General features: G+C 56.5%; 21 protein-coding genes and 1 pseudogene. 11 read left to right on the forward strand and 11 right to left on the reverse strand.

All coding sequences use genetic code 11. The annotated features are described in order from the left end of the window. Window positions 1-28: 28 nt before the first annotated feature. Genes HHJ16_RS16020 through ilvA form a run of 4 tightly spaced genes read right to left on the reverse strand, consistent with a single transcriptional unit; the run spans window position 29 to window position 3851 of the window. The gene (locus HHJ16_RS16020; RefSeq protein WP_296902211.1) at window positions 29-874 is read right to left on the reverse strand and encodes an adenosylcobinamide-GDP ribazoletransferase; all 846 of its coding nucleotides are present in this window, start codon (window positions 872-874) and stop codon (window positions 29-31) included. A 37-nt stretch (window positions 875-911) separates the two neighbouring features. Then, the gene (gene cobT, locus HHJ16_RS16025) at window positions 912-1985 is read right to left on the reverse strand and encodes a nicotinate-nucleotide--dimethylbenzimidazole phosphoribosyltransferase (RefSeq protein WP_296902213.1); all 1074 of its coding nucleotides are present in this window, start codon (window positions 1983-1985) and stop codon (window positions 912-914) included. Beyond that, window positions 1936-2193: a cysteine-rich CWC family protein gene (locus tag HHJ16_RS16030; protein WP_296902215.1), complete on the reverse strand. Its 258-nt coding sequence runs from the start codon at window positions 2191-2193 to the stop codon at window positions 1936-1938. Before HHJ16_RS16030 ends, cobT begins: the two co-directional genes overlap by 50 nt. A gap of 11 nt (window positions 2194-2204) precedes the next feature. After that, a complete protein-coding gene (ilvA, locus tag HHJ16_RS16035) occupies window positions 2205-3851 on the reverse strand; it encodes a threonine ammonia-lyase, biosynthetic (RefSeq protein WP_296902217.1) in 1647 nt (548 codons plus the stop codon). A gap of 264 nt (window positions 3852-4115) precedes the next feature. Here ilvA and HHJ16_RS16040 point away from each other — a divergent pair, with 264 nt between their 5' ends. After that, window positions 4116-4574: an OsmC family protein gene (locus HHJ16_RS16040; RefSeq protein WP_296902219.1), complete on the forward strand. Its 459-nt coding sequence runs from the start codon at window positions 4116-4118 to the stop codon at window positions 4572-4574. Window positions 4575-4659: 85 nt separating this feature from the next. Here HHJ16_RS16040 and coq7 read toward each other — a convergent pair whose 3' ends face one another. Beyond that, window positions 4660-5289 carry a 2-polyprenyl-3-methyl-6-methoxy-1,4-benzoquinone monooxygenase gene (gene coq7 / locus HHJ16_RS16045; protein WP_296902221.1) on the reverse strand — a complete coding sequence of 210 codons (630 nt, stop codon included), beginning with the start codon at window positions 5287-5289 and terminating at the stop codon, window positions 4660-4662. Between the two features lie 245 nt (window positions 5290-5534). After that, window positions 5535-6806 carry a porin gene (locus tag HHJ16_RS16050; RefSeq protein WP_296902222.1) on the reverse strand — a complete coding sequence of 424 codons (1272 nt, stop codon included), beginning with the start codon at window positions 6804-6806 and terminating at the stop codon, window positions 5535-5537. Window positions 6807-7558: 752 nt separating this feature from the next. On the opposite strand from HHJ16_RS16050, the gene HHJ16_RS16055 reads away from it, so the two are divergent. The 5 genes from HHJ16_RS16055 to HHJ16_RS16075 all read left to right on the forward strand — a co-directional run bounded on the left by HHJ16_RS16055 (window position 7559) and on the right by HHJ16_RS16075 (window position 12726). Then, window positions 7559-8680, forward strand: a complete 1122-nt coding sequence (locus tag HHJ16_RS16055) for a porin (RefSeq protein WP_296902224.1) — start codon at window positions 7559-7561, stop codon at window positions 8678-8680. A gap of 357 nt (window positions 8681-9037) precedes the next feature. Next, a complete protein-coding gene (locus HHJ16_RS16060) occupies window positions 9038-10255 on the forward strand; it encodes a porin (protein WP_296902226.1) in 1218 nt (405 codons plus the stop codon). Window positions 10256-10440: 185 nt separating this feature from the next. Then, window positions 10441-11757, forward strand: coding sequence for a M20 aminoacylase family protein (locus HHJ16_RS16065; protein WP_296902228.1), 1317 nt, complete (start codon window positions 10441-10443; stop codon window positions 11755-11757). 178 nt (window positions 11758-11935) lie between these two features. Beyond that, a complete protein-coding gene (locus tag HHJ16_RS16070) occupies window positions 11936-12271 on the forward strand; it encodes a four-helix bundle copper-binding protein (protein WP_296902230.1) in 336 nt (111 codons plus the stop codon). A 29-nt stretch (window positions 12272-12300) separates the two neighbouring features. Continuing rightward, entirely contained in the window at window positions 12301-12726 is a 426-nt protein-coding gene (locus tag HHJ16_RS16075; protein ID WP_296902232.1) for a DUF305 domain-containing protein, read from the forward strand. 390 nt (window positions 12727-13116) lie between these two features. Here the strand turns inward: HHJ16_RS16075 and zwf are convergent, their stop codons facing one another. Beyond that, window positions 13117-14586, reverse strand: a complete 1470-nt coding sequence (gene zwf, locus HHJ16_RS16080; protein ID WP_296902234.1) for a glucose-6-phosphate dehydrogenase — start codon at window positions 14584-14586, stop codon at window positions 13117-13119. A 139-nt stretch (window positions 14587-14725) separates the two neighbouring features. Between zwf and tal the strand changes: the two genes are divergently transcribed. The 4 genes from tal (at window position 14726) to HHJ16_RS16100 (ending at window position 18957) form a co-directional block, all read left to right on the forward strand. Further along, a complete protein-coding gene (gene tal / locus HHJ16_RS16085; RefSeq protein ID WP_296902236.1) occupies window positions 14726-15673 on the forward strand; it encodes a transaldolase in 948 nt (315 codons plus the stop codon). Window positions 15674-15681: 8 nt separating this feature from the next. Further along, window positions 15682-17286 carry a glucose-6-phosphate isomerase gene (gene pgi / locus HHJ16_RS16090; RefSeq protein WP_296902238.1) on the forward strand — a complete coding sequence of 535 codons (1605 nt, stop codon included), beginning with the start codon at window positions 15682-15684 and terminating at the stop codon, window positions 17284-17286. 224 nt (window positions 17287-17510) lie between these two features. Beyond that, window positions 17511-18725 carry an SGNH/GDSL hydrolase family protein gene (locus tag HHJ16_RS16095; protein WP_296902240.1) on the forward strand — a complete coding sequence of 405 codons (1215 nt, stop codon included), beginning with the start codon at window positions 17511-17513 and terminating at the stop codon, window positions 18723-18725. A gap of 61 nt (window positions 18726-18786) precedes the next feature. After that, window positions 18787-18957: a hypothetical protein gene (locus HHJ16_RS16100; RefSeq protein WP_296902242.1), complete on the forward strand. Its 171-nt coding sequence runs from the start codon at window positions 18787-18789 to the stop codon at window positions 18955-18957. A 229-nt stretch (window positions 18958-19186) separates the two neighbouring features. Here the strand turns inward: HHJ16_RS16100 and groL are convergent, their stop codons facing one another. Together groL and HHJ16_RS16110 are read right to left on the reverse strand one after the other, a co-directional pair. After that, window positions 19187-20839 carry a chaperonin GroEL gene (gene groL / locus HHJ16_RS16105; RefSeq protein WP_296902243.1) on the reverse strand — a complete coding sequence of 551 codons (1653 nt, stop codon included), beginning with the start codon at window positions 20837-20839 and terminating at the stop codon, window positions 19187-19189. A gap of 45 nt (window positions 20840-20884) precedes the next feature. Next, entirely contained in the window at window positions 20885-21175 is a 291-nt protein-coding gene (locus HHJ16_RS16110; protein WP_296902244.1) for a co-chaperone GroES, read from the reverse strand. A 735-nt stretch (window positions 21176-21910) separates the two neighbouring features. On the opposite strand from HHJ16_RS16110, the pseudogene HHJ16_RS16120 reads away from it, so the two are divergent. Continuing rightward, window positions 21911-23064: pseudogene (locus HHJ16_RS16120) on the forward strand (acyltransferase). 130 nt (window positions 23065-23194) lie between these two features. On the opposite strand, the gene HHJ16_RS16125 reads toward HHJ16_RS16120, so the two are convergent. Both HHJ16_RS16125 and HHJ16_RS16130 read right to left on the reverse strand, forming a co-directional pair. Next, window positions 23195-24805 carry a multicopper oxidase domain-containing protein gene (locus tag HHJ16_RS16125; RefSeq protein ID WP_296902250.1) on the reverse strand — a complete coding sequence of 537 codons (1611 nt, stop codon included), beginning with the start codon at window positions 24803-24805 and terminating at the stop codon, window positions 23195-23197. Between the two features lie 244 nt (window positions 24806-25049). Beyond that, window positions 25050-25472 (reverse strand): hypothetical protein, encoded by a 423-nt coding sequence (locus tag HHJ16_RS16130; protein ID WP_296902252.1) that lies wholly within the window; start codon window positions 25470-25472, stop codon window positions 25050-25052. Window positions 25473-25511 lie beyond the last annotated feature (39 nt).

Here is a 25511-nt window from a genome sequence, read left to right on the forward strand (position 1 = left end):
CAGATCGTGAAGATTGAGGTCGCGCTGTTCACAGGCTGACGGCTAAGCCGAGGTAAAAAGCAATTTCGCAGACTTGCTGGGTCGCCCCGAGGCAGTCGCCGGTAAAACCTTGCAAACGGCGCTTGAAGAGCCGCGCCATCCCTAACAGCGCAAGCACCGAAAAGCTGCAGGCAACTATTAAATTCATGGCGTCTAGTGCAAGACTGGCAAGCGCGACTGCCGAGAAACACCAACCCACTGCGATCAGCAAACTGCCTAGCGAGATCTGATCGGCCAATGGTTTGGATTTGGACGATGCGGTGTCGCCCACATGCGGCATCAGGCGAATCACAATCAGGGGCAAGAAGCGCGATACGACGTGGCCGGTCCACAAGGCGACGCAAACGTACCAACTGCTCACTGGGGCCGCTTCCGCACCGGTAGACGCGCTTTCCACGGAACCCAGAATTGCCAGCAGCGCAAGCTTGCACAGCAAGGCCAATACCAGCGCCATGGCGCCAAATGCGCCCACGCGGGAATCCTTCATGATTTCCAGCGCCCGCGCCCGGTCGGCGCTGCCGCCGAGGCCGTCAGCCACATCGGCCAAGCCGTCTTCGTGGAAGCCGCCGGTGAGCAGCACTGTGGCAACGGTGGAAAGCACCGCAGCAACCAAGGGCGCGAACGTGGTGTCGGGAAGTAGCCACTGCAGCAGCGCATAAACCGCGGCCCCCACAGCACCCACCACCACACCAATGCCTGGGAAATGGGCCGCGCTGGCACGCAGCATTTCAGGGCTGTAGCCGACCCAGCCTGCCAGGCGGCCCGTGATGGGAATGCGGGTAAAGAACTGGACCGCGAGCAAATATTCGCGGATGAACTGAGGGAGGGAACGCATGACGGCGCTGCGGCTTTGGGTCGGCGTCAGGGGCGCGTTACGCGCCTTCTTTTTGGCTTATGCCCGCCGAGTCAAAACTCGCCATCTCATTGAAAAAACTGGCTGCCGATTGCACCAGCGGCCAGGCCAGCAAGGCACCGGTACCTTCGCCGAGCCGCAGATCGAGCTCTAACAGCGGCTTTGCCTTTAGATGCGCCAGCAGCAGGGTGTGGCCGCGTTCGGCAGAGCGGTGGCAAAACACCATGTAATGCTGCACGTGAGGCACCAAGGTCTGGGCGATCAGTGCGGCAGTGCTGGCAATGAAACCATCCACCAGTACCACGCGGCGCTCGCTGGCCGCCTGCAACATCGCGCCGGCCATCATGGCAATTTCAAAGCCGCCCAAAGCAGCCAGTTCGGTCATAACATCAAGCGGCTCAGTCGCTGGGTGGAGCACCAGGGCACGCGTCAGAACAGTCTGTTTGTGGAGCAACTGCTGGTCGTTCAGACCGGTGCCGCGTCCCGTGGCTTCCTCCACGCTGATGCCGATCAGTCGCGCCAGCAGCAAGGCCGCAGCCGAGGTGTTGGCAATGCCCATTTCTCCAAAAGCAATCACGTTGCCTGGTAAGGCCTGGACAATCTCCATGCCCGCCGTGAGCGCCGCCTCGGCCTGTGCGCGCGACATGGCAGGTTCCTTGCACAAGTTGTTAGTCCCCATCGCGATCTTGCGCTGCAGCAGTTGCGGGTGCGCGGGCAAGTTGGCCGCTACGCCCGCATCAACCACTTGCAGTGCAAAGCCATGCTGGCGAGCAAATACATTGATCGCCGCTCCCCCCGCCAGCATGTTGCCCACCATCTGCACGGTTACGGCTTGCGGGAAGGCGGAGACGCCTTCTGCGGCAATGCCGTGGTCAGCCGCAAATACGACCATCTGCGGTTGGTTGAAGGAAATCGTTTCTTGGCGCTGAATCAGGCCGAGTTGCAGTGCCAGGCTTTCCAGCCGGCCAAGGGCTCCCAGCGGTTTGGTTTTGTGGTCAATCTTGTGCCGCAAGCTGGCCTCCAGCGCGAGGTCGGCAGTGGACTTAACCGGGGGCAGGCGAAGGGTTTGGGCTTGAAGCGGGGAGTGGGTCATCAGTGATTCGTTTGAGGCAGGCAGGACAAAAACACGAGGCCGCGCTCTGGTCTGGTTGCGCGCCCAGTGGTTGGATAAATGGAACCGGCATCACATTGGGCAACTGCACGCACCAGCATTCAGCATCCCCCGCCACCATGCCGCAACGAAGAGCGGCACCACACCGTGGGCACAGCGTATTGGTCAAGTCTGCTGCAGGTAAAGGCATGGTGCGGCTGCTCAGTTCTGAAGAAAAAGTCGGTACACCGGGTTGTCGGTTTCTTCCACATGAGGGTAGCCCAACGTGTCCAAAAATTCCTTGAATGCCTTGTTGTCGGCTTTGGGAACCTGCAGGCCGACCAGAATGCGGCCATAGTCGGCACCCTGGTTGCGGTAATGAAACAAACTGATATTCCAGCCGGGGCGCATCAGGCTCAGAAACTTCATCAGTGCGCCGGGCCGCTCCGGAAAGACGAAACGCAGCACCCGCTCATCTTTTGAAAGCACGCTGTGCCCGCCCACCATATGGCGGATGTGTTCTTTGGCGAGCTCATCATGCGTGAGGTCGAGCGCCTTGAAGCCGTGGCGTGAAAAATGGGTGGCAATTTTCAGGCTCTCGCCTTTGACTGAAGTGGTCAGTCCCACAAAAACGTGGGCTTTGGCATCGTCGTTGATGCGGTAGTTGAATTCGGTCACGCTGCGCGGGCCGCCTGGAAGTTCACCAATCAACTCGCAAAAACGCCGAAAGCTGCCACGCTCTTCGGGAATCGTCACGGCAAATAGGGCTTCGCGCTCCTCACCCACTTCGGCCCGCTCGGCGACAAAGCGCAGGCGGTCAAAGTTCATATTGGCGCCGCACAAAATAGCTGCGTAGGTCTCGCCTTTTGTTTTGTGAGTAGCCACGTACTGCTTGATCGCGGCCACCGCCAAAGCGCCAGCGGGCTCCACGATGCTGCGCGTGTCAACAAACACATCCTTGATGGCGGCGCAGACTGCGTCGGTATCGACGGTGATGAAACTATCTACCAGCTCGCGGCTGATGCGAAAGGTTTCCTCTCCCACCAGCTTCACTGCCGTGCCGTCCGAAAAGAGGCCGACGTCGGGTAGGGTGACGCGTTTTTTCGCAGCGACCGATCGAATCATGGCGTCGGAGTCGTTCATCTGCACGCCGATCACTTTGATCTCGGGCCGCACAGCCTTGATGTAGTTGGCCACCCCAGAGATCAGCCCGCCGCCGCCAATGGCTACAAACACCGCGTCGAGTCGGTTGGAGCTTAAAGTTTGCAGCTGCCTGAGAATTTCCATCGCAATCGTGCCCTGGCCGGCGATGACGTCCGGGTCGTCAAACGGGTGCACAAAAGTGAGGCCTTGTTTTTTCTCAAGCACCACCGCGTGGGCGTGAGCGTCCGAGTAGCTGTCGCCGCGAAGAATCACCTCGCCGCCCCAGCCTCTGACCGCATCGATTTTGACCTGTGGCGTGGTGGTGGGCATCACAATCACTGCGCGGGTGCCGAGCTTCTGCGCGCTCAGTGCCACACCTTGGGCGTGGTTTCCAGCGGACGCGCAAATCACCCCTTTTTTGAGCTGGGCCGGGCTCAGGTGAGCCATCTTGTTGTAGGCGCCGCGCAGTTTGAAGCTGAACACGGGCTGCTGATCTTCGCGCTTTAACAGCACGGTATTGTTCAGGCGCAGACTCAGATTTTTGGCAGGCTCAAGAGCCGACTCTACCGCGACGTCATAGACCCGAGCCGTGAGAATTTTTTTCAGGTAGTCAGCGGGCTTGAGCACCTTGCCCGAAGGTTTTCTGGCTGGTTTGTCGGAGGGGTTGGTGCCGGCTGTGGCCGCCGTGGATGCAGTACGCTTGATTGATTTTTTGGAGGAGGGCATGGTTTTCTCGCAGTCTGACATCATAGTGGGCCAGAAAACGGGCAAGAAAAAAGGTCCAGACCTTGCGGCCCGGACCTGTAAATCCACCCTTTGAGGAGGTGGAGGAGACAACCAATGCAAAAATGCGGAAAGTCGGTGAGGATGAACCGGATTAATGTCGTGATTTAGTATAGCGGAGCTATGCTGCACTGCACAATGCTTTGTGGTGAAAATTAAACAGTCCCCCTAGTTAGTGATAAATATTTTGCATAAGGAGCTGCGCTTATGGAATGCACAGTGAGTTGGACAGGCAATAACGCGGCAACTGGGTCGCGCTCGAACATGATTTTTTTGGCCGAAACCGGGAGCGGTCACACGCTGTTGATGGATGGTGCCCCCGATGTTGACAAGCCTGAAAATGGCGGCGCCAACCTGGCACCCCGTCCGATGGAAGCCGTGTTGGCGGGCACCGGCGGATGTACGGCTTACGACGTCGTGCTGATCCTTAAGCGGGGCCGCCATGATGTGCGGGGCTGTACCGTGAAGCTTAGTTCGGAAAGGGCGCCGACAGACCCCAAAGTGTTCACCAAGATTCATATGCATTTTGTGGTGACAGGGCGGGCCCTGCTTGCCGCAGCCGTTGAACGCGCCATTGCCATGAGCCACGAAAAGTATTGCTCCGCTACCATCATGCTGGGTAAAACAGCCGAAATTACGACGAGCTTCGATGTGGTAAACATTTGAGGCAGATTTGATACCTCGTGCCCCCGATTGGTAGTGCGGGGCCGTTACGAAAGGAGTCGCCAAAAATTGGCCGGCGAACTACGCGTTAAATGTAATGCGCGGTGCTCGTCATCACCTTGGCTGCGGAACGCATGAGCGCCTTAACTGGCGCGGGTAGACGCAACGCGCCCGCGTCTTCTGCGGCGCGCGCATGTTGCGCCTCATCGTCCTTCATTTGCGCCACTATGGCCCGTGATTCGTGGTCGCCTTCGGGAAGCCGCTCCAGGTGGCTTGCAAGATGCGCTTCTACTTGGCGTTCAGTCTCCACCACAAACCCCAAGCTCACCCGATCACCGAATCGGCCAGCGATCAAGCCAAGCCCGAAAGCGCCGGCATACCAGAGCGGGTTTAGCAGGGAAGGTCGCGCGCCCAGCTCGTCCAGTCGGTCTTTAGTCCATGCCAGGTGATCGCCTTCTTCCCGGCTGGCTTGCAAGAAGTGTTCGCGCAACACAGGGTCACGCGTCCCAAGTGCCTGCGCGGCATAGAGCGCCTGCGCGCAAACCTCCCCGACATGGTTGACTCGCATCAGCGCGCCAGAGAGCGCCTTGTCTTGCGTACTCAGGTTGGTCGCTTCAGCGGCAACAGTGGGGCAGGCACGGCCGGCCTGAGGTTTGGCAAAGAGGGTGCGGAGTGCGCGGTCTGCCGCAGTCAACGCAAGGTCAATTGAAGGTTTCATAGGACGGTCTCATGGCGGTGTTTCGTGGCGCAGCGTGAAAACCAAGGTCCGAACTCCCCGGGGCTGTGAGCCCTTTCTATCGTTTTTCAGGTCAAATCTCGCACTGCACCCTAGAAAGAAGACTCTAACCCAATGCGAGCGCCGATGCAGAAAAGTGGAGACTCAAAAAAAAGCCCCCAATGTTGGGGGCTTTGAATTTAACTCAGCGTTTGCGGTGATTCAGGCCGCAAGGCTGAAGCCAGCGATTAGAACGTGTGGCGAATGCCGAAGGCCACGTTGGTGGAGCCAACACCCGCGGCTGACGTTACGCCGCCCAGAAAACCGTTTCCGCCGGGAGCGGCCTGACTGGTGCCCTTGTTATTGAAGCGTGTCAGCACCGCATTCAAATTGGTGCGCTTGGACAGGGCGTAAGTGTAGGTAGCGCCATAAGAATCGGCGGAGGCATTATTTGGGCGCTTGTCATTCAAACGGTTGTAAGCCACCACGACGGTATTTACGCCGCTGGTGAGCCGGTAACCGATCTGAGCAAGACTCGCATCCTGAATGAAAGCATTGGTGTAAGCCGCCTGGTAAGCCGCACCCAGCGCGGCGCTACCAGTTTTGGCCGTAATCGCTGCGCCAATACCGGACAAACCGGTGGGGTTTTCATCTTTAATGGTGGTGTATTGACCGTACAAAGTTCCAGGCCCAACATCAACGGATGCGCCGAGTACGTTGTTCTCCAGGGAGTTTTGACCCAATTCGTTTTTACGCTGATTGCGGCCGTAACCTACCGAAAAACCGTTACCTTTGTAAATCACCATGCCACCGAAAAAACGGCTTGCAGAGTTGTTTCCTGCCACTTCGCCTGCGCCATACATCAACGCAGCGGTGAAGCCGCCGGTCTGAATGGCATATTGCAAGGTATTGCTAAGGCGAATGTCGAAAGCAGGCGGGAAGGTGGCAAGCTGACCCACCGCCAAGCTCGACTGCGTCTGGGTCGCATCAAACGTCGCGCCGACCAGGTAGCCCGGCGTGTACTGGCGTCCCAAGGTGAATGCGCCAATCGGTGTGACCAGGCCGGCAAAAGCCTGGCGGTCGAATAAGCGGCCGCCGGTAGCACCGACATTCACGCCGAATCCGTTTGCAATTGTGGCGTTGATTAAAGGAATGGCCACGGGTGCTGCCAAAGCCGCCGCTCCAGTCAAGCCAAGCCCTGCAGCGGAGGACATACGATCGGGCAGCTGGTCGCCCGAGGCGGGTCTGTTCGAAACTGAGCCGGTATCCACTTCAAAGCGGTTTTCAAGGGTAAAGATGGCTTTGTAACCACCGCCAATATCTTCAGTGCCCCGCAAGCCGAAGCGCGAACCTTCCATGATGCCGCTGGCAATCGAGGTGGAGGACCCATTTTTTAGGCCGCTAACGTAATTAACGCCGCCGTCAATAAGACCATAGATGGTCACGGTACTTTGTGCCATGGCGGCCGTGGTGGACAAAAGTCCCATGACAGCCGTGGCAACAAGAGTCAGTTTTTTCATGGAGTCTCCAAGTAGTTGTAATCAAAAGGGGAAGCGTCGCAGCAGCCATGTAGGGATAGGTCTGTCTTGATGGACTGGAGATTAATTGCGACCTAGTGAGCAGTAAAGAGTAGGACTACCGGGGTTATCACTTCCGCGACAAGGGAAAACCCGGAGTTGGTCCGCCCCTATGCAGGCTAGAAAAGACGTGCGTTAGTCGGGCCATTTCTCCTCGTTTTGCCTCTGAAACGTGGAATTTCGCCGTCGTGCGCGAGCGGCCATTTCAGCCGGGATTTCAAGGTGACGCAGCCGTTAGGTATTTATGTCTATTTTCTATAGTGGCGTGGTAACCGAACGACACACCACGTTCCAGAGTTACCCCCTGCGCTTTATTGAAAAGCTCTTACAAGGCTTGCTGCGCCAGCGACAGCGAATTAACCGGCCCTGCTCGGGGGGCTTTTTGTCGAGCCGCTGCACTCTGTAATACGCGAAACAAAGAGTACGCAGTCCGCTTTAATCTTGACATTTTTTAACTGATAAAAACGTCAAAAACAGTAGTTCAAATCTCTTTTTTTGACGTTTTTTGCAAGGGTTTACCCGAAAAAAATGTCGTGTTATGGCAACGTGTCAGAGTGTAATAATTAGTTTTAACACTGAAATCTTTGCCATCTCCGTGACGATTTGATGTAATACGCCAAAGAGTGCCAACAAATGGGCTTTTTTAGAACATTTCTTAATAAGTGTTTTTGTTTTTCTACTTTTTGGGGATTTTTATGAATAAGAGTTTGATTGCACTTGCAGTGCTTGCCGCTTCCGGCGTGGCATCTGCACAATCCACCGTGACGCTATACGGCATTGCCGACGTCTGGTTTGGTAGCTTGGAATCACCTAGCACGACAGGTCTTAAACAAACCATGATCGGTAGCGGCGGCGTTGACGAAAGCCGCTTCGGCTTGAAAGGGTCGGAAGATCTGGGTGGCGGCTTGAAAGCCAACTTCGTGCTGGAGCAAGGTTTCCAAATTGACACCGGTGCTCAATCCGTGTCGGGTACGGCAGAAGTGAAAGCTGCAGCGGCCGTGCCAGCTGGGCCGGGTGTGGTGGCTAAGCCGGCTGTGCTGGCTGCTCCAGCTACACCGGGCCAGATGTTCAGCCGCCAAGCTTATGTTGGCTTCTCCGGCGGTTTCGGTCAAGTCCGGCTGGGCAAAACGTACACGCCTTTTGATGATGTGAGCGTTACCACCAACCCAGGGTTCAACTCGGCGTTGTCGCCCAATAACCATGTCTGGCTGAGCACTGCCTACAATGGCACGAGCGGCTACAACGCCAACCCCGCTAACACCGTGTATTACGCAACCCCAAGCCTGAGTGGCTTCAGTGGCGCTGTTAGTTACAGCCTGGGCGAAAACAAAACCACTGCTGTTAGCGCCGGCAAGGTCGTCAGCGCCAACGTCAAATACGAAGGCGGCCCCTTGTACGCAGGGTTGGCGTATCAGATTGAAAAAGCGGACGGTGCAGCCACAACGGCTAAATTCACCCGTCTGAATGCGTCCTACGATTTTGGCGTCGCCAAACTGCTGGCTGGCTACGGTCACGTCACCGACCTAGTTCAAGTTGGTCTTGCCGCAGGTAACAAGACGACCGAATATCAAGTCGGTGCCGACTTCCCGGTGTCCCCAGCCCTGACGCTTTCCGGCGGTTATGCGCACTCCAAGAGCACGAATCTTGGCGTCGGTAATGCCGACATCACGCGCTCCGGCTATGGTTTGGCCGCTGCTTACTCGCTGTCCAAGCGCACCTTCCTGTACGGCGGTGTGCAATCCAGCAAGCAGACCCAAGCTACTGTGGCTGACGTTAAGGGCAACCTCTACGGTGTGGGCATTCACCACGCGTTCTAATCGGGGGCTGGCCTAGAGCCAGTTTTCGGTATGACTTTAGAAGCCGTTTCGGGGCGGCCCGAAACGGCTTTTTGTCGCATTACCGATGCTGTCGGTCGCGTTTGTCGCTATGGCTAGCCAGCCTTACTTGACGACGCAGTGTTGTATCTGATTAACGGCGTACCCATAAATAGTGGTGCGTCTGCAACGAATAAGCCCTTTTTCTGAGTATTTCTTTGCGAAACCGCGCTGGGTCTGGTGCAATAGATCCAACTTCCCGAAAGGGGGTTGGCCCGGGTCTCTGGTGACGCTTGAAAGGTTTAAGCCTTTAACAGCTCCCATACCGGAGCTCTATGTTTAACCTTGGAGAAATTTTCAATGAAAAAGACCCTTATCGCTTTGGCCGCACTCGGCGCAATGGCTGGTGTAGCGCACGCACAATCCACCGTGACCATTTATGGCTTGCTGGACGCTAACTTCGGTAGTTACAAAACCAACGTTAATGTTGGCGACAAAGCCGCTGTCAAGGATCCAGTCACCGGTTTAACCCTTGTACCTGCCGTTTTCGGCTCGGTGCAAAACTTGACCCAGACCAAAATTGATTCCGGTGGACTGAACGGTTCCCGCTGGGGCATTCGCGTCAATGAGGACATCGGTGGCGGCATGGCCGTTGTTGGTAACCTCGAGAGCGGTCTCAATCTTGACACTGGTTCTTCTGGCCAAGGTGGTCTGTTGTTTGGCCGTCGCGCCAACGTCGGTATTTCCAGCGGCTTTGGTACCGTGACTATCGGTCGTAATTCAAGCTCATATGACGATGTGTCCGCTGACCATACCATGATGGCGCAGACGATTTTCGATCCTTCGAACAACAACAATGGCAACAGCGCTGCTGTTGCAGGTACGCTTGGTACTGCGGCCGGTGCTGCTGCGTTTTTGGGCAATCGCGGTGATGCGAACTCGACCTGGATTGGCTTCAATACCCGTTTCAACAACAGCATTAAGTACAACAGCCCTAACTTCAGCGGCTTCAGCGGCTCTGTGATGTATGGCTTCGGCGAAGACAAGACCCAAACCGTTAGCGCCAGCAAAACGGTATCGGCCAACTTGAAGTATGCCAATGGTCCTCTGTTGGTTTCCGGTGGTTATCAGACTGAAGGCGGTGTACGTACTGCTACGACTGAACCTTCACTGCGCAATACCTTGCTCAGCGTCGCTTATGATTTCGGCGTCGCAAAAGTTGGTGCTGGTTTCAACCGTGCCAAGTACAAAGACGTGACGGCACCTGCTTCTTTGGGTGGCGGCGAAATTGCTGCTCAGCGCGAGTACAGCTTGAGCGTTGCAGTGCCGTTGGGCGCTACGACACTGAGCGCCGGTTATGCACAATCCAAAGGCGACACACTCGGCAAGAGCAGCGGCTACGGTATTCAAGCCCTGTATTCCTTGAGCAAGCGTACAACCTTGTACACGGGCGCCGAAAGCAGCAAAGCCTTTGACAAATTGGCCGACGCGACTGCGGCAGCATCTTCTGCAGGTGGAGTACAAAGCAACATCGGTCGTATCACGACTTACGCTCTGGGTATTCGCCACACGTTCTAATTTGAAACTGGTCTAGCACCAGTTTTAATGTGAATTAGAAAGCCGCTTCAGGGAAACCTGAAGCGGCTTTTTTTATGGATCAGGCAGGGGGCTTTTTGGGGTCTTGCGCGGAAAACAGTAATCGGCGTCAAAATTCAGTCTTTCTCACCCGTTAATGCTCATCGAGCTTTCAGCAAGGAAAAAACATGAGGCATCCCGCCGTCCACGATGAAAGTCTGCAAGCCATTCTGGGCAATTCTTCTCGCAGCCACCCGCTGCGCGCCAGTGGCCGCGCCTTTGCACAGATTGCGCAATTCCATCCGGAATTGACCGCGTTCCGCCGCGATTTGCATTCGCACCCGGAGTTGGGCTTTGAAGAGGTTTACACCTCCAGTCGGGTAGCTCACGCACTGAAGTTGTGTGGCGTCGACGAGGTGCATACGGGCATTGGCAAAACAGGCGTGGTCGCTGTTATTAAGGGACAGCAAACCAACCCGACAAACGGTTGTGGCGTCCGGCCCATGGTGGGCCTGCGGGCTGACATGGATGCACTGCCGATGACTGAGCATAACGAGTTTGGCTGGAAATCATCCAAGGTGGGAATGATGCACGGGTGTGGGCACGACGGACACACGACGATGCTGGTGGGTGCGGCCCGCTACCTCGCTGAGACGCGTCGTTTTGCGGGGGACGCCGTGCTGGTGTTCCAGCCGGCGGAAGAGGGGCGCGGAGGCGCTGACGCGATGATCAAGGACGGGCTGTTTGAACGCTTCCCGGTGCAGTCCATTTATGCCATGCACAACTGGCCTGCCATGCAGCCTGGCACCATAGGCCTCAACTCCGGTCCCATGATGGCGGCGGCAGATCGAATCACCATCGAGATCACGGGAAAGGGGGGCCACGGTGCGCATGCCTATCTGACGGTAGATCCGGTGTTGGTAGCCGCCCACATCATCCTGGCTGTGCAGAGCGTGGTCTCGCGCAATGTGAAAGCCATGGATAACGCTGTTGTCAGCCTGTGCGCCATCAAGGCGGGTGATCTGGGTGCCATGAGTGTCGTGCCCGGTAATGCCACACTGGTTGGGACCGTGCGCACTTTCAAGCCCGAGGTGCAAGAATTGGTGGAGCGCCGACTGAAAGCACTTTGTACGGCGGTGGCGCAGGGCTTCGGCGCCACGGCCACCTTGAAGTATGAGCGCATTTACCCCGCGACCATCAATTCACCTGCTGAGTACACCCTTGCCGCCCGCGTTGCCGACGAACTGGTGGGTCCAGAAAATGTGGTTCGCAATCTGGAGCCGAGTATGGGGTCTGAAGATTTCTCATTCATGCTTAAAGTCAAGCCGGGCGCCTATCTGCGCCTCGGTCAGGGCGAGCAGATTCCTGATGGCAAGGGAGGCAGCATAGGGGGTGTCGGCAGCCATTTCTTGCACAACAGTTGCTATGACTTTAATGACAGTGTCCTCCCGCTGGGTGCTGCGCTGCTTGCGGGAATCGTGGAACGTTCGTTGCCACTGGTGTGAAAAATTGCCAACGGGAAACCGTGTCGAATCTTTGATTTTATGTAAGGCGTTCCGAGGGCTCAATCGCTGCGAGCGACTACGCGGCGAGGGCGTGAGGCCTTACAACACGGCGCTGGCGTTTTGTTCACAGTGAAGTGTCATTTCATCGGGTTATATCGGCAACCTCCGGAGAATTAACATGGTCCAGCAAAAATTTAACGCCTGCATTGAGGCCTGCAATTCCTGTGCGGTCGCATGCAATCACTGTGCAGCGTCCTGCCTGCACGAGCAGGACGTCAGGACAATGGCGCGTTGCATCGCGCTGGACATGGATTGCGCCCAAATCTGCGCGCTGGCTGCAGCGGCCATGGCGCGCGGCAGTGAACATGCAACGGCGCTCTGTGCCTTGTGCGCGGACATCTGCAAGTCTTGTGGCGACGAGTGCGGGAAACACAAAATGCAACACTGTCAGGAATGCGCAAAAGCGTGTCTGCGGTGCGCGGACGAGTGTCGCAAGATGGCTGCCGTAGCCTGACTAGATGATCTCCATACAAAGGAATACGCGTGAACCACAATCTTGATTTCACCAGAATTGGTGGCGCCGTTCTTGTTGCGCTGGCAGCCGCACTGTTTCAGCCTTTGGCGCTGGCTCAAGCCGCGGCGGAAAGCAGCACCAGCGCAATGCCCGGCATGAGCGATCCTGCCGCCATGTCCGACGGAATGGACATGAAAAGCATGATGAAGGACATGAGTGACAAGATGTCCTCAATGCCGATGACGGGCAATCAGGATGTTGACTTTGCGCGGATGATGCGGGTGCATCACCAAGGCGCTATCGACATGGCTCAACCAGAACTGCGCAACGGACAACAGCCGGAGATGCGAAAGTTGGCTAAGAACATCATCGCAGCGCAGAAAAAAGAAATCGCGCTCATCGACAAATTTCTGGCTAAACATGGGGATGGCTTAAAAGCGGAACCTTCCAAGTAGGCAAGCGGATCGTACAAACCGCAACGGTGAACGAACAGCTTTTACAAGTGACTTCCCTTTCGCGTGTCACAGCGCACTGTGTTGCTATCACCCAATAGCTTGATAACGTGCGCGGTACCGGTCCCAAGAAACCGGTTCAAGCATAGCGCTTGTTGCGCAGGTCGTTTTCCATTTCCCTGGGTAGCGGCTGCAGCTTGCGGCCTATTGCAGTGCGACGCACCGGGGCGGAATGTTACTAATCATCAGGTGCAGTGATTACGGCGGAGGTAAGCATTCAACCTCTTTGTTTGAGCGGGCGGAGTGATGGTCAACGAACGCAGAGTTGGGTCGCTTCAACGAGCAACGCGCCGTTTGCAATAGATGTACTGCGCAGAGCGACAAGCGCCGGGATCAACCTTCCTCGCTCCAGCAGTAATTGTCTCTGGCGATCATGGCGCTTGAGGCACTCGGCCCCCAGGTGCCCGAGGCGTAAGGACGGGGGCCTGTAGCGTCGTTACTCCACGCGTCCAAAATCGGTTCGACCCAACGCCACGCTTCTTCCTGCTCGTCACTGCGCACAAACAGATTGAGTCGCCCGTCGATCACATCGAGCAGCAGTCGTTCATAGGCGCCTACGCGCTCGGCGCCAAAGCGCTTGTCAAAATCGAGATCCAGCTGCACCGGCGCGAGCGTGGGCGTACCTCTGCCGTGACGCTGATTAGCATTTTGCGCCAGCAAATGAAGTTCCAGCCCGTCCTTGGGTTGCAAGTTAATCACCAGCCGGTTGGCCACGTTGCAGTTGGTCAGGGGTAATTTGAAAATCGCATGAGGTGTGGGGCGAAAGTTCACTTCAATGTAGGCGTCACGGTTCGCCAGACGCTTGCCGGTGCGTATGTAAAAGGGTACTCCCGCCCAGCGCCAGTTGGAAATCTCGGTGCGCAGCGCCACAAACGTTTCCGTGGTGCTCTCCGGGTTCACGCCTTTTTCATCGCGGTAAGCAGGTAAAGCCTCGCCGTTGATGCTGCCGCCTCCGTATTGGCCGCGAATGACATGTTGACTCAGCGTTTCAGGTGTCCACGGTTTGAGTGAACGCAAGACCTTGAGCTTTTCGTCACGGATGGCATCGGCGTGGGAATTGATGGGTGGCTCCATGCCCATGGCGCACAACAGCTGCAATGCATGGTTTTGCACCATGTCCCGCAGGGCACCGGTACTGTCGTAAAAGGCACCCCGTTTTTCCACGCCCAACTCTTCCGCGATGGTAATTTGAATGTTCGCAATGTGCTCGCGCCGCCACAAAGGTTCAAACAACGAATTACCAAAACGCAGTGCAAACAGGTTTTGCACTGCGGGTTTGCCGAGGTAGTGGTCGATGCGGAATATTTGTTTTTCCGTTAGTACGCTGCGTACCGTTTCGTTGATGGCACGGTTCGAAGCCAGGTCGTGCCCGAGCGGCTTTTCGAGCACCACCCGGGTCTGGGGGCCGTTCAGGCCGCTGGCCCCAATCTGTTCACAAACCACAGTAAAGAGGCTGGGGGCCGTAGCAACATACATGACCACCACATCCGCGCGTCGCTGTTGCAGCTTGGCCGCCAGGCGGGCATAGTCGGCCGGGTTGGACAGATCCATGCGCAGGAAACCGAGCAGCGCTGAGAAGCGCGAAAACTCCTCTTCACTGGGGCGTTTATCCAGCTCGACTTGATCAAAGCGAGACTTGATGAGCGACCTGTACTGGTCGTCCGACAAATCGTCTCGTGCCACACCCACAATGCGCCCGTCTGAAGGCAGCGAGCCATGGCGAAAGGCCTGAAACAATGCGGGCATGATTTTTCGCCACGCCAGATCGCCCGTACCGCCAAACAAAATAAGATCAAAACTCATAGTGGAAAGCTGCCGCTGTAATTAAGTTTTCTATTCTATGGATGAATGGTACCCACACATCATCGGATGCACACCTCAAATGTGTTTTACGATGGGTTCTATCCTGATAAATTTTGCGCTTTTGCCAAGCGCTCACGCCATGAGTCAACTTGACGCTCTCAAAAAATTCACCACGGTGGTCGCAGATACCAGCGACTTCAAGCAGCTGGCGCAATTCCAGCCGCAAGACGCGACCACCAACCCCTCCTTGATTTTAAAGGCGGTGCAAAAAGCTGATTACCAGCCGTTGCTGAAAGACACGATGGGGCGATTCAAAGGAGGCGCGCTGGACGAAACGATGGACTGGTTGCTGGTGCGCTTTGGCTGCGAGATTTTGTCCATCATTCCCGGTCGTGTATCGACTGAAGTCGACGCGCGCCTGAGCTTTGACACCCACGCCACCTATCTGCGCGCCGAGCGCCTGATTGAGCTGTACCGGACCGAGGGCATTCACGTTGACCGAGTGCTGATCAAAGTGGCCGCAACCTGGGAGGGTATTCAGGCTGCGCAAAAGCTGGAGCAGCGCGGCATCCACACCAATTTGACCTTGCTATTTTCGTTCTGCCAGGCGGTCGCCTGCGGCCAGGCCAAAGTGCAGCTCGTGTCTCCGTTCGTCGGGCGTATTTACGACTGGTATAAAAAGTCGGCGGGTGTCGCCTGGGACGAGGCGGCAAATGCAGGGGCTAACGATCCCGGTGTTAAATCGGTGCACGAGATTTACCAGTACTACAAACACTTCGGGGTTGCCACCGAAATTATGGGCGCGAGTTTTCGGAACATCGGCCAAATTACGGCGCTGGCAGGCTGCGATCTGCTGACTATCAGCCCGGAACTGCTGGCGCAGTTAGCGGCATCCGAAGCGCCGCTGCCTCGCGCACTGGACGCGGGGGTCGCGAAAGCCCTCGACTTGCCCGAGGTAAGTTTCGACGAAGCGAGTTTCCGCTACGCACTGAACCAGGATGCCATGGCGACCGAGAAGCTGGCAGAAGGCATCCGCGCGTTCGGGGCCGACGCCGTCAAGCTTGAGCAGCTGATGTTGGCCGTATAGGGCGCGCCATGAACCGATTGCGTTGCGACCAAACCCCGGCGTGGACTGCCCTGCAAGCCTTCTTTGAGAAGGCAGGCAAAGATTTCGACTTGCGTGACGCGTTTGCCGCAGACCCGGCCCGTTTTGCTAATTTCAGCCAGGACGCGCCGCATGTTTTTGCTGACCTGTCCAAAAATCTGATCGACGCTGATTGTCAGGCGCTTTTGTTCGACCTTGCGCGGCAGTGCGGTCTTGAGCAGTATCGGGACGCCATGTTTTCCGGGGAGCCGATCAACCGCACCGAACGGCGTGCTGCGATGCACTTCTTATTAAGAAGCCCCCCTTTCGGCGAGGCGGCCCAGCAGCGGGGTGTTTTTGAAAAGAGGGCAGATGACTTGGCGCATGTACACGCCACGCTCGACGCCATGTTGGCCTACGCTGAGCAAGTGCGCGGCGATGACGCCATCACCGACATCGTGAACATCGGTATTGGAGGTTCAGATTTGGGGCCGCAAATGGCGGTGCTGGCGCTGAGTGAATTTGCCATAGTGGGAAAGCGCTTCCACTTTGTTTCGAACATTGATGGTCAGGAACTCGCTGGCGTTCTGGCCGCGCTGAAGCCTCAGAACACCTTGTTCCTGATTGCTTCCAAAACGTTCACAACCACCGAGACCATGACCAATGCCCACTCGGCGAGGGACTGGTTTGAGGCACAAGGCGGGAAAAATATAGGTCGGCATTTTGTTGCGCTGACGACCAACGTGGCGGCGGCCCATGACTTTGGTATCGGCACCACGTTCGGATTTTGGGATTGGGTGGGGGGCCGCTATTCTCTTTGGTCCGCCATTGGGTTGCCGATAGCCATTGCGATTGGTGCTGCGGGTTTTCGCGAATTTTTGGCGGGTGCCCACGCGATGGACGAGCACTTTCGCACGGCGGCGTTGGCACAAAACCTGCCGGTGCGTCTCGGCCTGATAGATGTCTGGTACCGTAACTTCCACGGTTTTACCAGCCGCAGCATTGCGCCTTACAGCAGTGCCTTGCGCCGCTTGCCAGCCTATTTGCAGCAGTTGGAGATGGAGAGCAATGGCAAACGCGTGGATCTGGATGGCAAGGCCTTGCCTTATGCCACCGCGCCGGTGCTGTGGGGCGAGCCCGGCACCAACGGGCAGCACGCCTACTTTCAGATGCTGCACCAGGGTACTTCAGTGGTGCCGGTGGAGTTTGTGGCGATAAAGCGAGGCGCAACCTATCCCCACGACTTGCCGGGGCATCACGAGAAGTTGCTGGCCAACGTCCTCGCGCAGGCGCAGGCCTTGATGCTGGGGAAAAAAGATGGCGGCGGCCACAAAGACTTCCCGGGCAACCGACCCAGTACTTTTCTCTTGCTTGAGCGGCTCTCGCCAGCCAGCCTCGGCGCACTGATTGCGCTACAGGAACACCGCGTATTTGTCAGCGGCGCGATCTGGGGAATCAACAGTTTTGATCAGTGGGGGGTTGAGCTTGGCAAGGTGCTGGCCAAGGACATCGAGCCGCGCTTAGCCAGTGGCGACGCAACTGGACTCGATGGTTCCACCGCTGGATTATTGCGGCGCCTACGGTGCGATCGGGAGATGCCACACGAAGGGCATTAGCGAACTTAACATTCGTTACTCCCATGAGGCGAGGTCCGCGCACCCAAGAACTGATGCCTTGGTCCGGTATGCTGTCTATTCATTGACTGCCTTAAGCGGCAATCTGGCGGTATTGCGAGAGTGAGTTCAAGCTCCGCATTTACCCTGTATTGCACGGAGATCATTGCCTCTATTATTTGATTTTTTAAACGAACGATCATTTTATTTTTCAACAGGGGACGGCAATGAAACAGTGGAAATGGGCAGCGACTACTGCAGTCTGTGCAGTTGTATTAGCCGCTTGCGGCGGCGGAGAGAGCAGTGTTTCCAGCAACAATGGCATCGGTTTTACCCAGCTGGTGAGCTTTGGCGACAGCCTGAGTGACGTTGGTACTTACAAGGTCGGCTCCGTTGCGGCGCTGGGCGGCGGCAAATGGACTGTCAACTCTGATACGGCCAAGAACTGGACCGAGCTGATCGCAGCCCTGTATGGATTGCCCACCCCCTGTCCCGCTCAGACGGGCCTATTTCCGTTAATTCCAGGTTTCACCGGAGCGCCGATCCAGAACTTTTCAAGCTGCCGCAACTACGCGCAAGGTAGTTCGCGCGTTACCAGTACCTATGGCCCGAACAGTACAGCGGTGCAGACTTTCGTATCGGCTGCCAACGGCGGGAGCACTGCTGGAGCCACGGCAGCGGCTTCAGCAGCGCCGCTAGGCCTGATGGCAGTTCCTCTCGTGACCCAGATGAGCACGCATCTGAGCAACGTAGGTGGCAGCTACAGCGGCAAGGAACTGGTCACCATCATGGCCGGCGGCAATGACGTCTTTATGAATCTCAATGGCGTGGCCAATGCTGCGACAGGCGGAGCTGCCGCCGTCGGTGCCGCCAAGCTTGCGGGCTGGTCGTCCACCGTGCAGACGGCAGTGGCAGCAGGAGGTACCGCTGCATCCGATGCAGCCGTAGCGGCTGCTGTCCAGGGCATGGCACAGGCCGCGACCGAGTTGACCGGTTACATCAAGACCCTCGTCGTTGCGAAAGGCGCCAAGTATGTAACGGTAGTGAATCTTCCCGACGTGAGCCAGTCTCCTTACGCGGCGGCGCAAAGCGTACAGATCCAGGGTTTGCTGAACACGATGGTGACGACGTTTAACGCCACCCTTCAGACCGGGCTTTCGGGGACCAGTGGCGTGATCATCCTGGACGCCTACTCCCAAGGCCGAGACCAAATCGCCCACCCCAGCCAGTATGGCCTGAGCAATGTCACCAGCGTCGCTTGTAGCACCACCTCGACGGCCAATCCGCTGGCGGGCAGCTCCTTGACCTGTACTACTGCGAGCACCGTTCCAGGGGACACCAGCAGATACCAGTTTGCCGACCAGGTACATTTCACGCCTTACGGCTACAAGCTGCTGGCCGAGTTCGTCACGCTGAAGCTGGTGGCCGCAAGCTGGAAATAAATTTAATTCCTACCGAGTAAAGCCTTCATAGGCAACTCCGTTTTCCGCTTTTAGCGGCAACTTGAGCGCACCCGGCCTACCCGGCACCCAAGCCACGGTCAACAGCAATACGCAATTGACGCACCCCCGACTCGTCAATGACAAGTTGACGGACCTTGCGGCCATCGGCGGTCCTCTGGGCCACGGTTCCAAGTGCCAGGTGAGCGGGGCGGGGGCTGGCGACAAATTCTAAATGTCCTCGCATCGGCACGGCTGACCGCGGGTCTCTGACGAAAAAAACCGCTGGGGGCTGCTTTTTTATGTCAAAGTGAAAAAGAGTAGGAAGTCGCATTGGTGTGAGGGCTTGAGCGGACAAAGAGAAAAGGCCGTGGTGCTTTCGCACCGCGGCCTTTTTCGGAAGCAGAAAAAAATGGGGAGTTGGCCACCGACTTTTTAAAAAAATCGGTGGCCGCCCCGTTTTTTTACATGCCCATATCGCCCATGCCACCCATACCGCCCATGCCACCCATACCGCCACCGCCAGCAGGTGCGTCGTCCTTTGCAGACTCGCACACCATGGCTTCAGTGGTCAGCATCAGCGATGCCACAGAGGCTGCGTTCTGCAGAGCCGTGCGGGTCACCTTCGTTGGGTCAAGAATACCCATTTCGATCATGTCGCCGTAGGTATCGTTGGCAGCGTTAAAGCCGTAGTTGCCCTTGCCGGCCAACACAGCGTTCACTACCACAGAGGCCTCGCCGCCTGCGTTGTACACAATCTCGCGCAATGGCGCTTCGATGGCGCGCAGCACCAGCTTGATACCAGCGTCCTGGTCAGCGTTTTCGCCTTTGATGACGCCAGCGGTTTGCTTGGCACGCAGCAGAGCAACGCCGCCACCAGCCACAATGCCTTCTTCCACAGCAGCGCGGGTCGCGTGCAGAGCGTCTTCAACGCGGGCTTTCTTCTCTTTCATTTCGACTTCGGTAGCAGCACCAACCTTGATCACCGCAACGCCGCCAGCCAGCTTGGCCACGCGCTCTTGCAGTTTTTCGCGGTCATAGTCGCTGGTTGCTTCTTCGATCTGCACACGCACTTGCTTGACGCGCGCTTCGATGTCAGCAGCAGCGCCGGAGCCGTCGATGATGATGGTGTTTTCTTTGCCCACTTCGATGCGCTTGGCCTGGCCGAGGTCAGCCAACGTCACTTTTTCGAGCGACATGCCAACTTCTTCAGCAATCACTTTGCCGCCGGTCAGGACAGCGATGTCTTCCAGCATGGCTTTGCGACGATCGCCGAAACCTGGTGCCTTGACAGCGACCACTTTCAGAATGCCGCGCAGAGTGTTGACCACCAGCGTTGCGAGGGCTTCGCCTTCGACATCTTCTGCAACGATCAGCAGCGGACGGCCAGCTTTTGCGACTTGTTCCAAGGTAGGCAGCAGGTCACGGATGTTGCTGACTTTCTTGTCGTAGAGCAGAACGAACGGGTTGTCCAGCAACGCGGACTGCTTTTCAGGGTTGTTGATGAAGTAAGGCGAGAGGTAGCCGCGGTCAAACTGCATGCCTTCGACTACGTCCAGTTCGCTTTCCAGCGACTTGCCGTCTTCAACGGTAATGACACCTTCTTTGCCGACTTTGTCCATGGCATCAGCAATGATCTTGCCAATGGTTTCGTCGCTGTTGGCGGAAATAGAGCCGACTTGTGCGATTTCCTTGGAGGTCGTGGTGGGCTTGGAAGCCTTTTTCAATTCTTCGGTCAACACGGCGACCGCTTTGTCGATGCCGCGTTTCAGGTCCATCGGGTTCATGCCGGCCGCGACGTATTTCATGCCTTCGTGAACGATGGCTTGTGCCAGCACGGTAGCCGTGGTGGTGCCGTCGCCAGCGATGTCAGACGTTTTGGAAGCAACTTCCTTGACCATCTGCGCACCCATGTTTTGCAGCTTGTCTTTGAGTTCGATTTCTTTAGCGACGGAGACACCGTCTTTGGTCACGGTGGGGGCGCCGAAAGAGCGCTCGAGCACCACGTTGCGGCCTTTGGGGCCCAGGGTTACTTTGACGGCGTTGGCCAGGATGTTGACACCCTCGACCATGCGTGCGCGGGCTTCGCCGCCGAAAATGACGTCTTTTGCTGCCATGTAAATTCTCCAGATTCAGTTAAAGGATTGGGAAAGCGCGAGAACTTACTTCTCGACGACCGCAAACAGATCTTCTTCTTTCATCACCAGAAGTTCGTCGCCATCGACTTTGACGGTCTGGCCGCTGTATTTGCCGAACAAAACGCGGTCGCCCACTTTCACGCCCATGGCGCTGATTTCGCCTTTGTCATTTTTCTTGCCTGGGCCTACAGCCAATACTTCGCCTTGATCAGGCTTTTCAGCGGCGCTGTCAGGAATAACAATGCCAGAGGCAGTTTTGGTTTCGTTTTCTACGCGTTTGACGATCACGCGGTCGTGCAAAGGACGAAGTTTCATGAGAGCTCCTTGTTTAAAAACAATGGGTTTTGGGAATCAAAAAGCACCAATAAAAAATTGATGCTCAATAACTTGATGGTTTTGAAGGGTTTTTTGGCACTCCATACCACCGAGTGCTAATCATATGGGGGTTTTACCCAATTTTCAAGAGAGCTCAATGCGAAGGGGTGGAATTGGTGCCGAATGTCCTTGATGGATTCGCTGCTGCGGCAAGTGACGACGCTTCGCATTCGTGCGAAATGGCCACTTTCAAAAACTGCATTCTCGATGCCACCGCCGTGATCGTGGGCGATGGGCGGGCTGGATGCGTACGTCACTCCGCGTTGCTGCCGCCGATTTAATCAGTAGCACCGAATGCCGAACACTGGTGTGGGCTGGCGAATCACGAAGCCTGGTCCGCTAAAGCTAACGGTGCTGGTCGAATTGGCCTCTGCGACGACACATCAACGCACCAGTCGGCGCAAAACGTCTGGACTGTAAGCGCGGGCTGATCGTGGTGTAAGCGCGCATCCCTTTCTGGCCTGCCGTTACCCGGAGTCCGTGCCGGTGGCAATTTTTCATTGCATACAGCGGGCACTTAAAAAAACGTCTGTCTTTCAGAACCGTCGCCGCGTTGTTGGAGAACAGACTTCAGCCGGCTGCCCAATCCTGTAAGAAATTCAGAAAGCATTAATGGCGCACAGCGCTGCGGTCCTGATTGGTATTCTTCTCATTGCAGGTTTCTGTTATGCCCTGATGGCAGGACGGCGAGGCTTTTGGACATCGAGAGGCGTGTCAAACACCGCCTCCGCGATACCTGCCAGCGATGCGTTTGCCGCGTTCACCTCGGTACGCTACTTCAGCGGCCTGGATGCCCTTCTGGCGATCAGCGTTATCGGAATCATTTGGACCCACCTGAGCGGCGAGCACAGCGTGCATCTGCTCAACCGGGGCAATATGGGCGTGGACCTTTTCTTCGCCATCAGCGGCTTTCTGGTGACAACGCTGCTGCTGCGCGAGTACCGGCAAAACGGTCGTATCTTGCTGCGAAATTTCTACATCCGCAGAACCTTGCGAATCTTCCCTCTGTACTAGCCGTGCTGGCGCTGTATTGCGTGCTGGTCTTCCTGACCTTGAGGGAAACGCCCAAGGCGAGCGAGTTCTGGCACAACCTTCCAACGTTCGCCAGCTACACATCCAATTGGTTTGTGAATGCAGAAAATGGCGCAGACCATGGGGTCACGTTCTACCTTGCCTGGTCGCTGGCGACCGAGGAGCAGTTCTACCTTTTCTGGCCTTCGCTGATGGTCTTGCTGTTGTGGAAGTTCAAAAAGGACTGGATTCTCGTCCTTGCGGCCGTGGTGCTGATTGGCATGAAGGTGGTCGCTGTTGCGTACGATGGCGAAATCCTGCTCGCGACCGTGATTGCGAGCCTTGCACCGGCGATCCTGTTCGGCGCTGCGTTCGCGGTTTTGCTCAACAAGCGCTCGGCTTTCAACACCTTGTATCCGGTTCTCGGCAACAAACTCATGGCGCCTGCCACTGTTTTGCTGCTCTTGGTGATGCTGCAGTTGGAGGCTCACTGGCTGCTGACGCGCTTCGTGATTGCCGTGTTGGTCACCAGTGTTTGCATCCGCGAGGATACTTACCTGCACTCTCTTTTAAGATGGCGGCCAGCAGTTTTTGTGGGCACGATCAGCTATGGTATTTATCTTATGCACATGCTGGCAGCGAACGTCGTGCGCAAGGTGCTCGGTCACTCCTTTGGAATCGATGTGTTCGTGGCAACAGCGTTGCTGGTGACCGTTCTCGCCTACCTCAGTTTCCGCTACTTCGAAACTCCCCTCCTCAGCTTGAAGAACCGGTTCGGCGCGCAACGGCGTGATGCGGAGGCTGCCGCCCCCGCTTAGCCAGTGCTACCGAAAACCGGTGATCATTTGGATTACCGGGAATTCCGAACGACCATGCGCGCGATTGAACCGCTGGTCTTGGTCAGTCAAAGCCGGCAAGGCTGGTCAAACTGGCCTATCGATTGCGCTCTTATGCTTGCACGCGATAGTTGAGCATCATTCCGCCGTCCCCATGTTCCAGGTTATGGCAATGGAACAAGTAGGTCTGACTGCCTGGGTAGTCGTGAGTGAAGTCAATCGCAATTCGCACCGTTTCACCCGGCCACACCAGCACAGTGTCTTTCCAGCCAAGGTCGCTTACCGTACGACCCTTTCCGAAGCGCGCCAAAGCGGACACTTGCGGCGGGCTATTCAGGCGCTCGATCACTTGGAAAGAAAATCCGTGCAGGTGCATGGGGTGGGGCATCCCTAGCTTCGGATTGCTGATGCTCCAAACTTCGACCGCACCACGCTTCACGTTGAACGCGATGTCGTGCATGCCGAAGCTACGTCCGTTAATCAGAAACTTCATGTCTTTCAGGGACAGTTTGATCTGGCGCTGCGCTGCGCCAACAAGTGGAATCGGCTTGACTTGGGACAGGGTTGCGGGCAGCGTGGTAAGGACCGGTTTTCCGGGCATGACCGAGAGTTTCAAAATGTTGAATTCCGCACCCATCGCCAGTCGCGACGTGCTTTCGCCCATGCCTGACATGCCCGGCATACTGACGGTGCCTTCGTTTTCCATAGGATCGAACGCCAGACTTTTCAGGAACAGGTCGGTACCGGGCTCTCCTTGCCCCGCGTCAAAAAGCACATCGAGGCGTTCTCCTGGAGAAATAAAAGCCTCAGTCACTTTTTCAGGCCGCTCAATCAGGCCCCCATCGGTTCCGATCACCGTGAAATTCAGCCGTGTAGCGTCAGGTGAATTTCCTTTGCTGAAGGCGAGTCGATAAATGCGTGCGTTCGACCCATTCAAGATTCGCAGGCGATAACTGCGTTGGGTGACGACCTGAACGGCGTTGGGCGTCAGGTTGGCAAGAACGACGTCACCCAGCCAGCCCATCATCGACTCCTGGGCGTTAGGCTGGTATAACAGCTTTCCTTCTTTGTCGAACTGTTTGTCTTGTATGACTAGAGGCAGGTCGGTTTCTCCGATCCGCAGATCGAGAGCCTTGGCAAGGCTGCGCTGATCTTTGTCGTCCACCAGGAAGAAACTTGCTAAACCCTGGTAAGCCTGCCGGGCAGTCAGGCCGTGTGCGTGCGTGTGATACCAATAGGTGCCACCGCGATTGGGCACCGTGAAGTCGTATTCGAAGCGACCGCCCGGGGCGATGGTGCTGCCAGGATGGCCGTCCATGGCCGCTGGCGTATGCAGGCCATGCCAGTGAATGATGGTTGGCTCAGTCAGCGCGTTGTCGAGACTGGCTGTAAAACGCGCACCGCTCTCAAGCCGCAAGATGGGATTCTGATAGGCCTTGCCAGCGTGCTCGGTCTGATACAACAGGAACGGTGATTCGTGGCCGGGCAGGATGGAGAAGCTCGCCGCAGTGGCACGAATTTTCAGTGGCCCGGTGACATCCAATATCCCAAATGGCCCACTGGTCCCGGGGATGAATAACTTGTTCTGAAAGTTTTCCGCCGCGACGGGATCGAAGGGATAGTGGCGAAACGGCTTGGCGGCCAACTCCTTGGAGTAGCCGGCACCAGAATACATCAAGGCTGCTGCGCCCACGAACTGGAATAACTGTCTTCTTTTCAACATAATGAGTTCCTTTTTTCAATTCAATTTCTTCACTAATTCGGTGCGAGCCGGTAGCCACTAAAAATGACCTACGGCGCGAACGAATGAAATGCTACAGAGTCTGCTGCACCGCGTAGACCGATGCGACGATTCGGTTCAGCGCCCATGACCGGCAGATGCAGTGAGTCTGCGAAGTATCCGGCGCTAGACGCGGACTTATTGCCAAGCGGTCAGTGCGCTTGCCAAAAGTCCTGAAGGCCGACGATCAAATAGTGAGCCGCAAAAAGCGGATGAAGAGGGGTGGTTCCGATCTGGTCGGACTATCGAGTACCTGCGGCTGGCTCTCCCGAGTGAGCGCGGGAATCCGCAATCCCGTCAAGAAAAGCACGGGAACGAAATCAAAACCTGCAGTGTCGCCCAACTGGTGCGGGGCCTTGGCCACGGTGGTCTGCTCTGCCGCGCAAAAACTCAAACAGACTGGGGTGTCTGGCGACATCGGGTGGACATCGGCGTTGCGGTGATCTTGTAAAGACACCGGTACAGAAAGACCCTGCCGCCCCTGACCCTGACCCTGAACTTGAGCGAGCAGACAGGCATTCGCCACTCCAATTCCCAAAGTCATTAACCAGACGATCAGCATCGCGACAGCGGTGTACCGGGAGCGTCGAAAGTTAAAAAAAGACTTCATATTGTTTTGAAACGAACAGGGAATGGGGTGTCGGGGCCT

Origin of the sequence: Polaromonas sp., from assembly GCF_012927485.1 — a bacterium.
In the GTDB taxonomy this organism is placed as follows: domain Bacteria; phylum Pseudomonadota; class Gammaproteobacteria; order Burkholderiales; family Burkholderiaceae_C; genus Polaromonas.

Bases quoted from the DNA above. Each gene is read 5' to 3' on its own strand.
- HHJ16_RS16020 (WP_296902211.1), bottom strand. From the start codon at position 874: ATGCGTTCCCTCCCTCAGTTCATCCGCGAATATTTGCTCGCGGTCCAG.
- cobT (WP_296902213.1), bottom strand. From the start codon at position 1,985: ATGACCCACTCCCCGCTTCAAGCCCAAACCCTTCGCCTGCCCCCGGTT.
- HHJ16_RS16030 (WP_296902215.1), bottom strand. From the start codon at position 2,193: ATGCCTTTACCTGCAGCAGACTTGACCAATACGCTGTGCCCACGGTGT.
- ilvA (WP_296902217.1), bottom strand. From the start codon at position 3,851: ATGCCCTCCTCCAAAAAATCAATCAAGCGTACTGCATCCACGGCGGCC.
- HHJ16_RS16040 (WP_296902219.1), top strand. From the start codon at position 4,116: ATGGAATGCACAGTGAGTTGGACAGGCAATAACGCGGCAACTGGGTCG.
- coq7 (WP_296902221.1), bottom strand. From the start codon at position 5,289: ATGAAACCTTCAATTGACCTTGCGTTGACTGCGGCAGACCGCGCACTC.
- HHJ16_RS16050 (WP_296902222.1), bottom strand. From the start codon at position 6,806: ATGAAAAAACTGACTCTTGTTGCCACGGCTGTCATGGGACTTTTGTCC.
- HHJ16_RS16055 (WP_296902224.1), top strand. From the start codon at position 7,559: ATGAATAAGAGTTTGATTGCACTTGCAGTGCTTGCCGCTTCCGGCGTG.
- HHJ16_RS16060 (WP_296902226.1), top strand. From the start codon at position 9,038: ATGAAAAAGACCCTTATCGCTTTGGCCGCACTCGGCGCAATGGCTGGT.
- HHJ16_RS16065 (WP_296902228.1), top strand. From the start codon at position 10,441: ATGAGGCATCCCGCCGTCCACGATGAAAGTCTGCAAGCCATTCTGGGC.
- HHJ16_RS16070 (WP_296902230.1), top strand. From the start codon at position 11,936: ATGGTCCAGCAAAAATTTAACGCCTGCATTGAGGCCTGCAATTCCTGT.
- zwf (WP_296902234.1), bottom strand. From the start codon at position 14,586: ATGAGTTTTGATCTTATTTTGTTTGGCGGTACGGGCGATCTGGCGTGG.
- tal (WP_296902236.1), top strand. From the start codon at position 14,726: ATGAGTCAACTTGACGCTCTCAAAAAATTCACCACGGTGGTCGCAGAT.
- pgi (WP_296902238.1), top strand. From the start codon at position 15,682: ATGAACCGATTGCGTTGCGACCAAACCCCGGCGTGGACTGCCCTGCAA.
- HHJ16_RS16095 (WP_296902240.1), top strand. From the start codon at position 17,511: ATGAAACAGTGGAAATGGGCAGCGACTACTGCAGTCTGTGCAGTTGTA.
- groL (WP_296902243.1), bottom strand. From the start codon at position 20,839: ATGGCAGCAAAAGACGTCATTTTCGGCGGCGAAGCCCGCGCACGCATG.
- HHJ16_RS16110 (WP_296902244.1), bottom strand. From the start codon at position 21,175: ATGAAACTTCGTCCTTTGCACGACCGCGTGATCGTCAAACGCGTAGAA.
- HHJ16_RS16125 (WP_296902250.1), bottom strand. From the start codon at position 24,805: ATGTTGAAAAGAAGACAGTTATTCCAGTTCGTGGGCGCAGCAGCCTTG.
- HHJ16_RS16130 (WP_296902252.1), bottom strand. From the start codon at position 25,472: ATGAAGTCTTTTTTTAACTTTCGACGCTCCCGGTACACCGCTGTCGCG.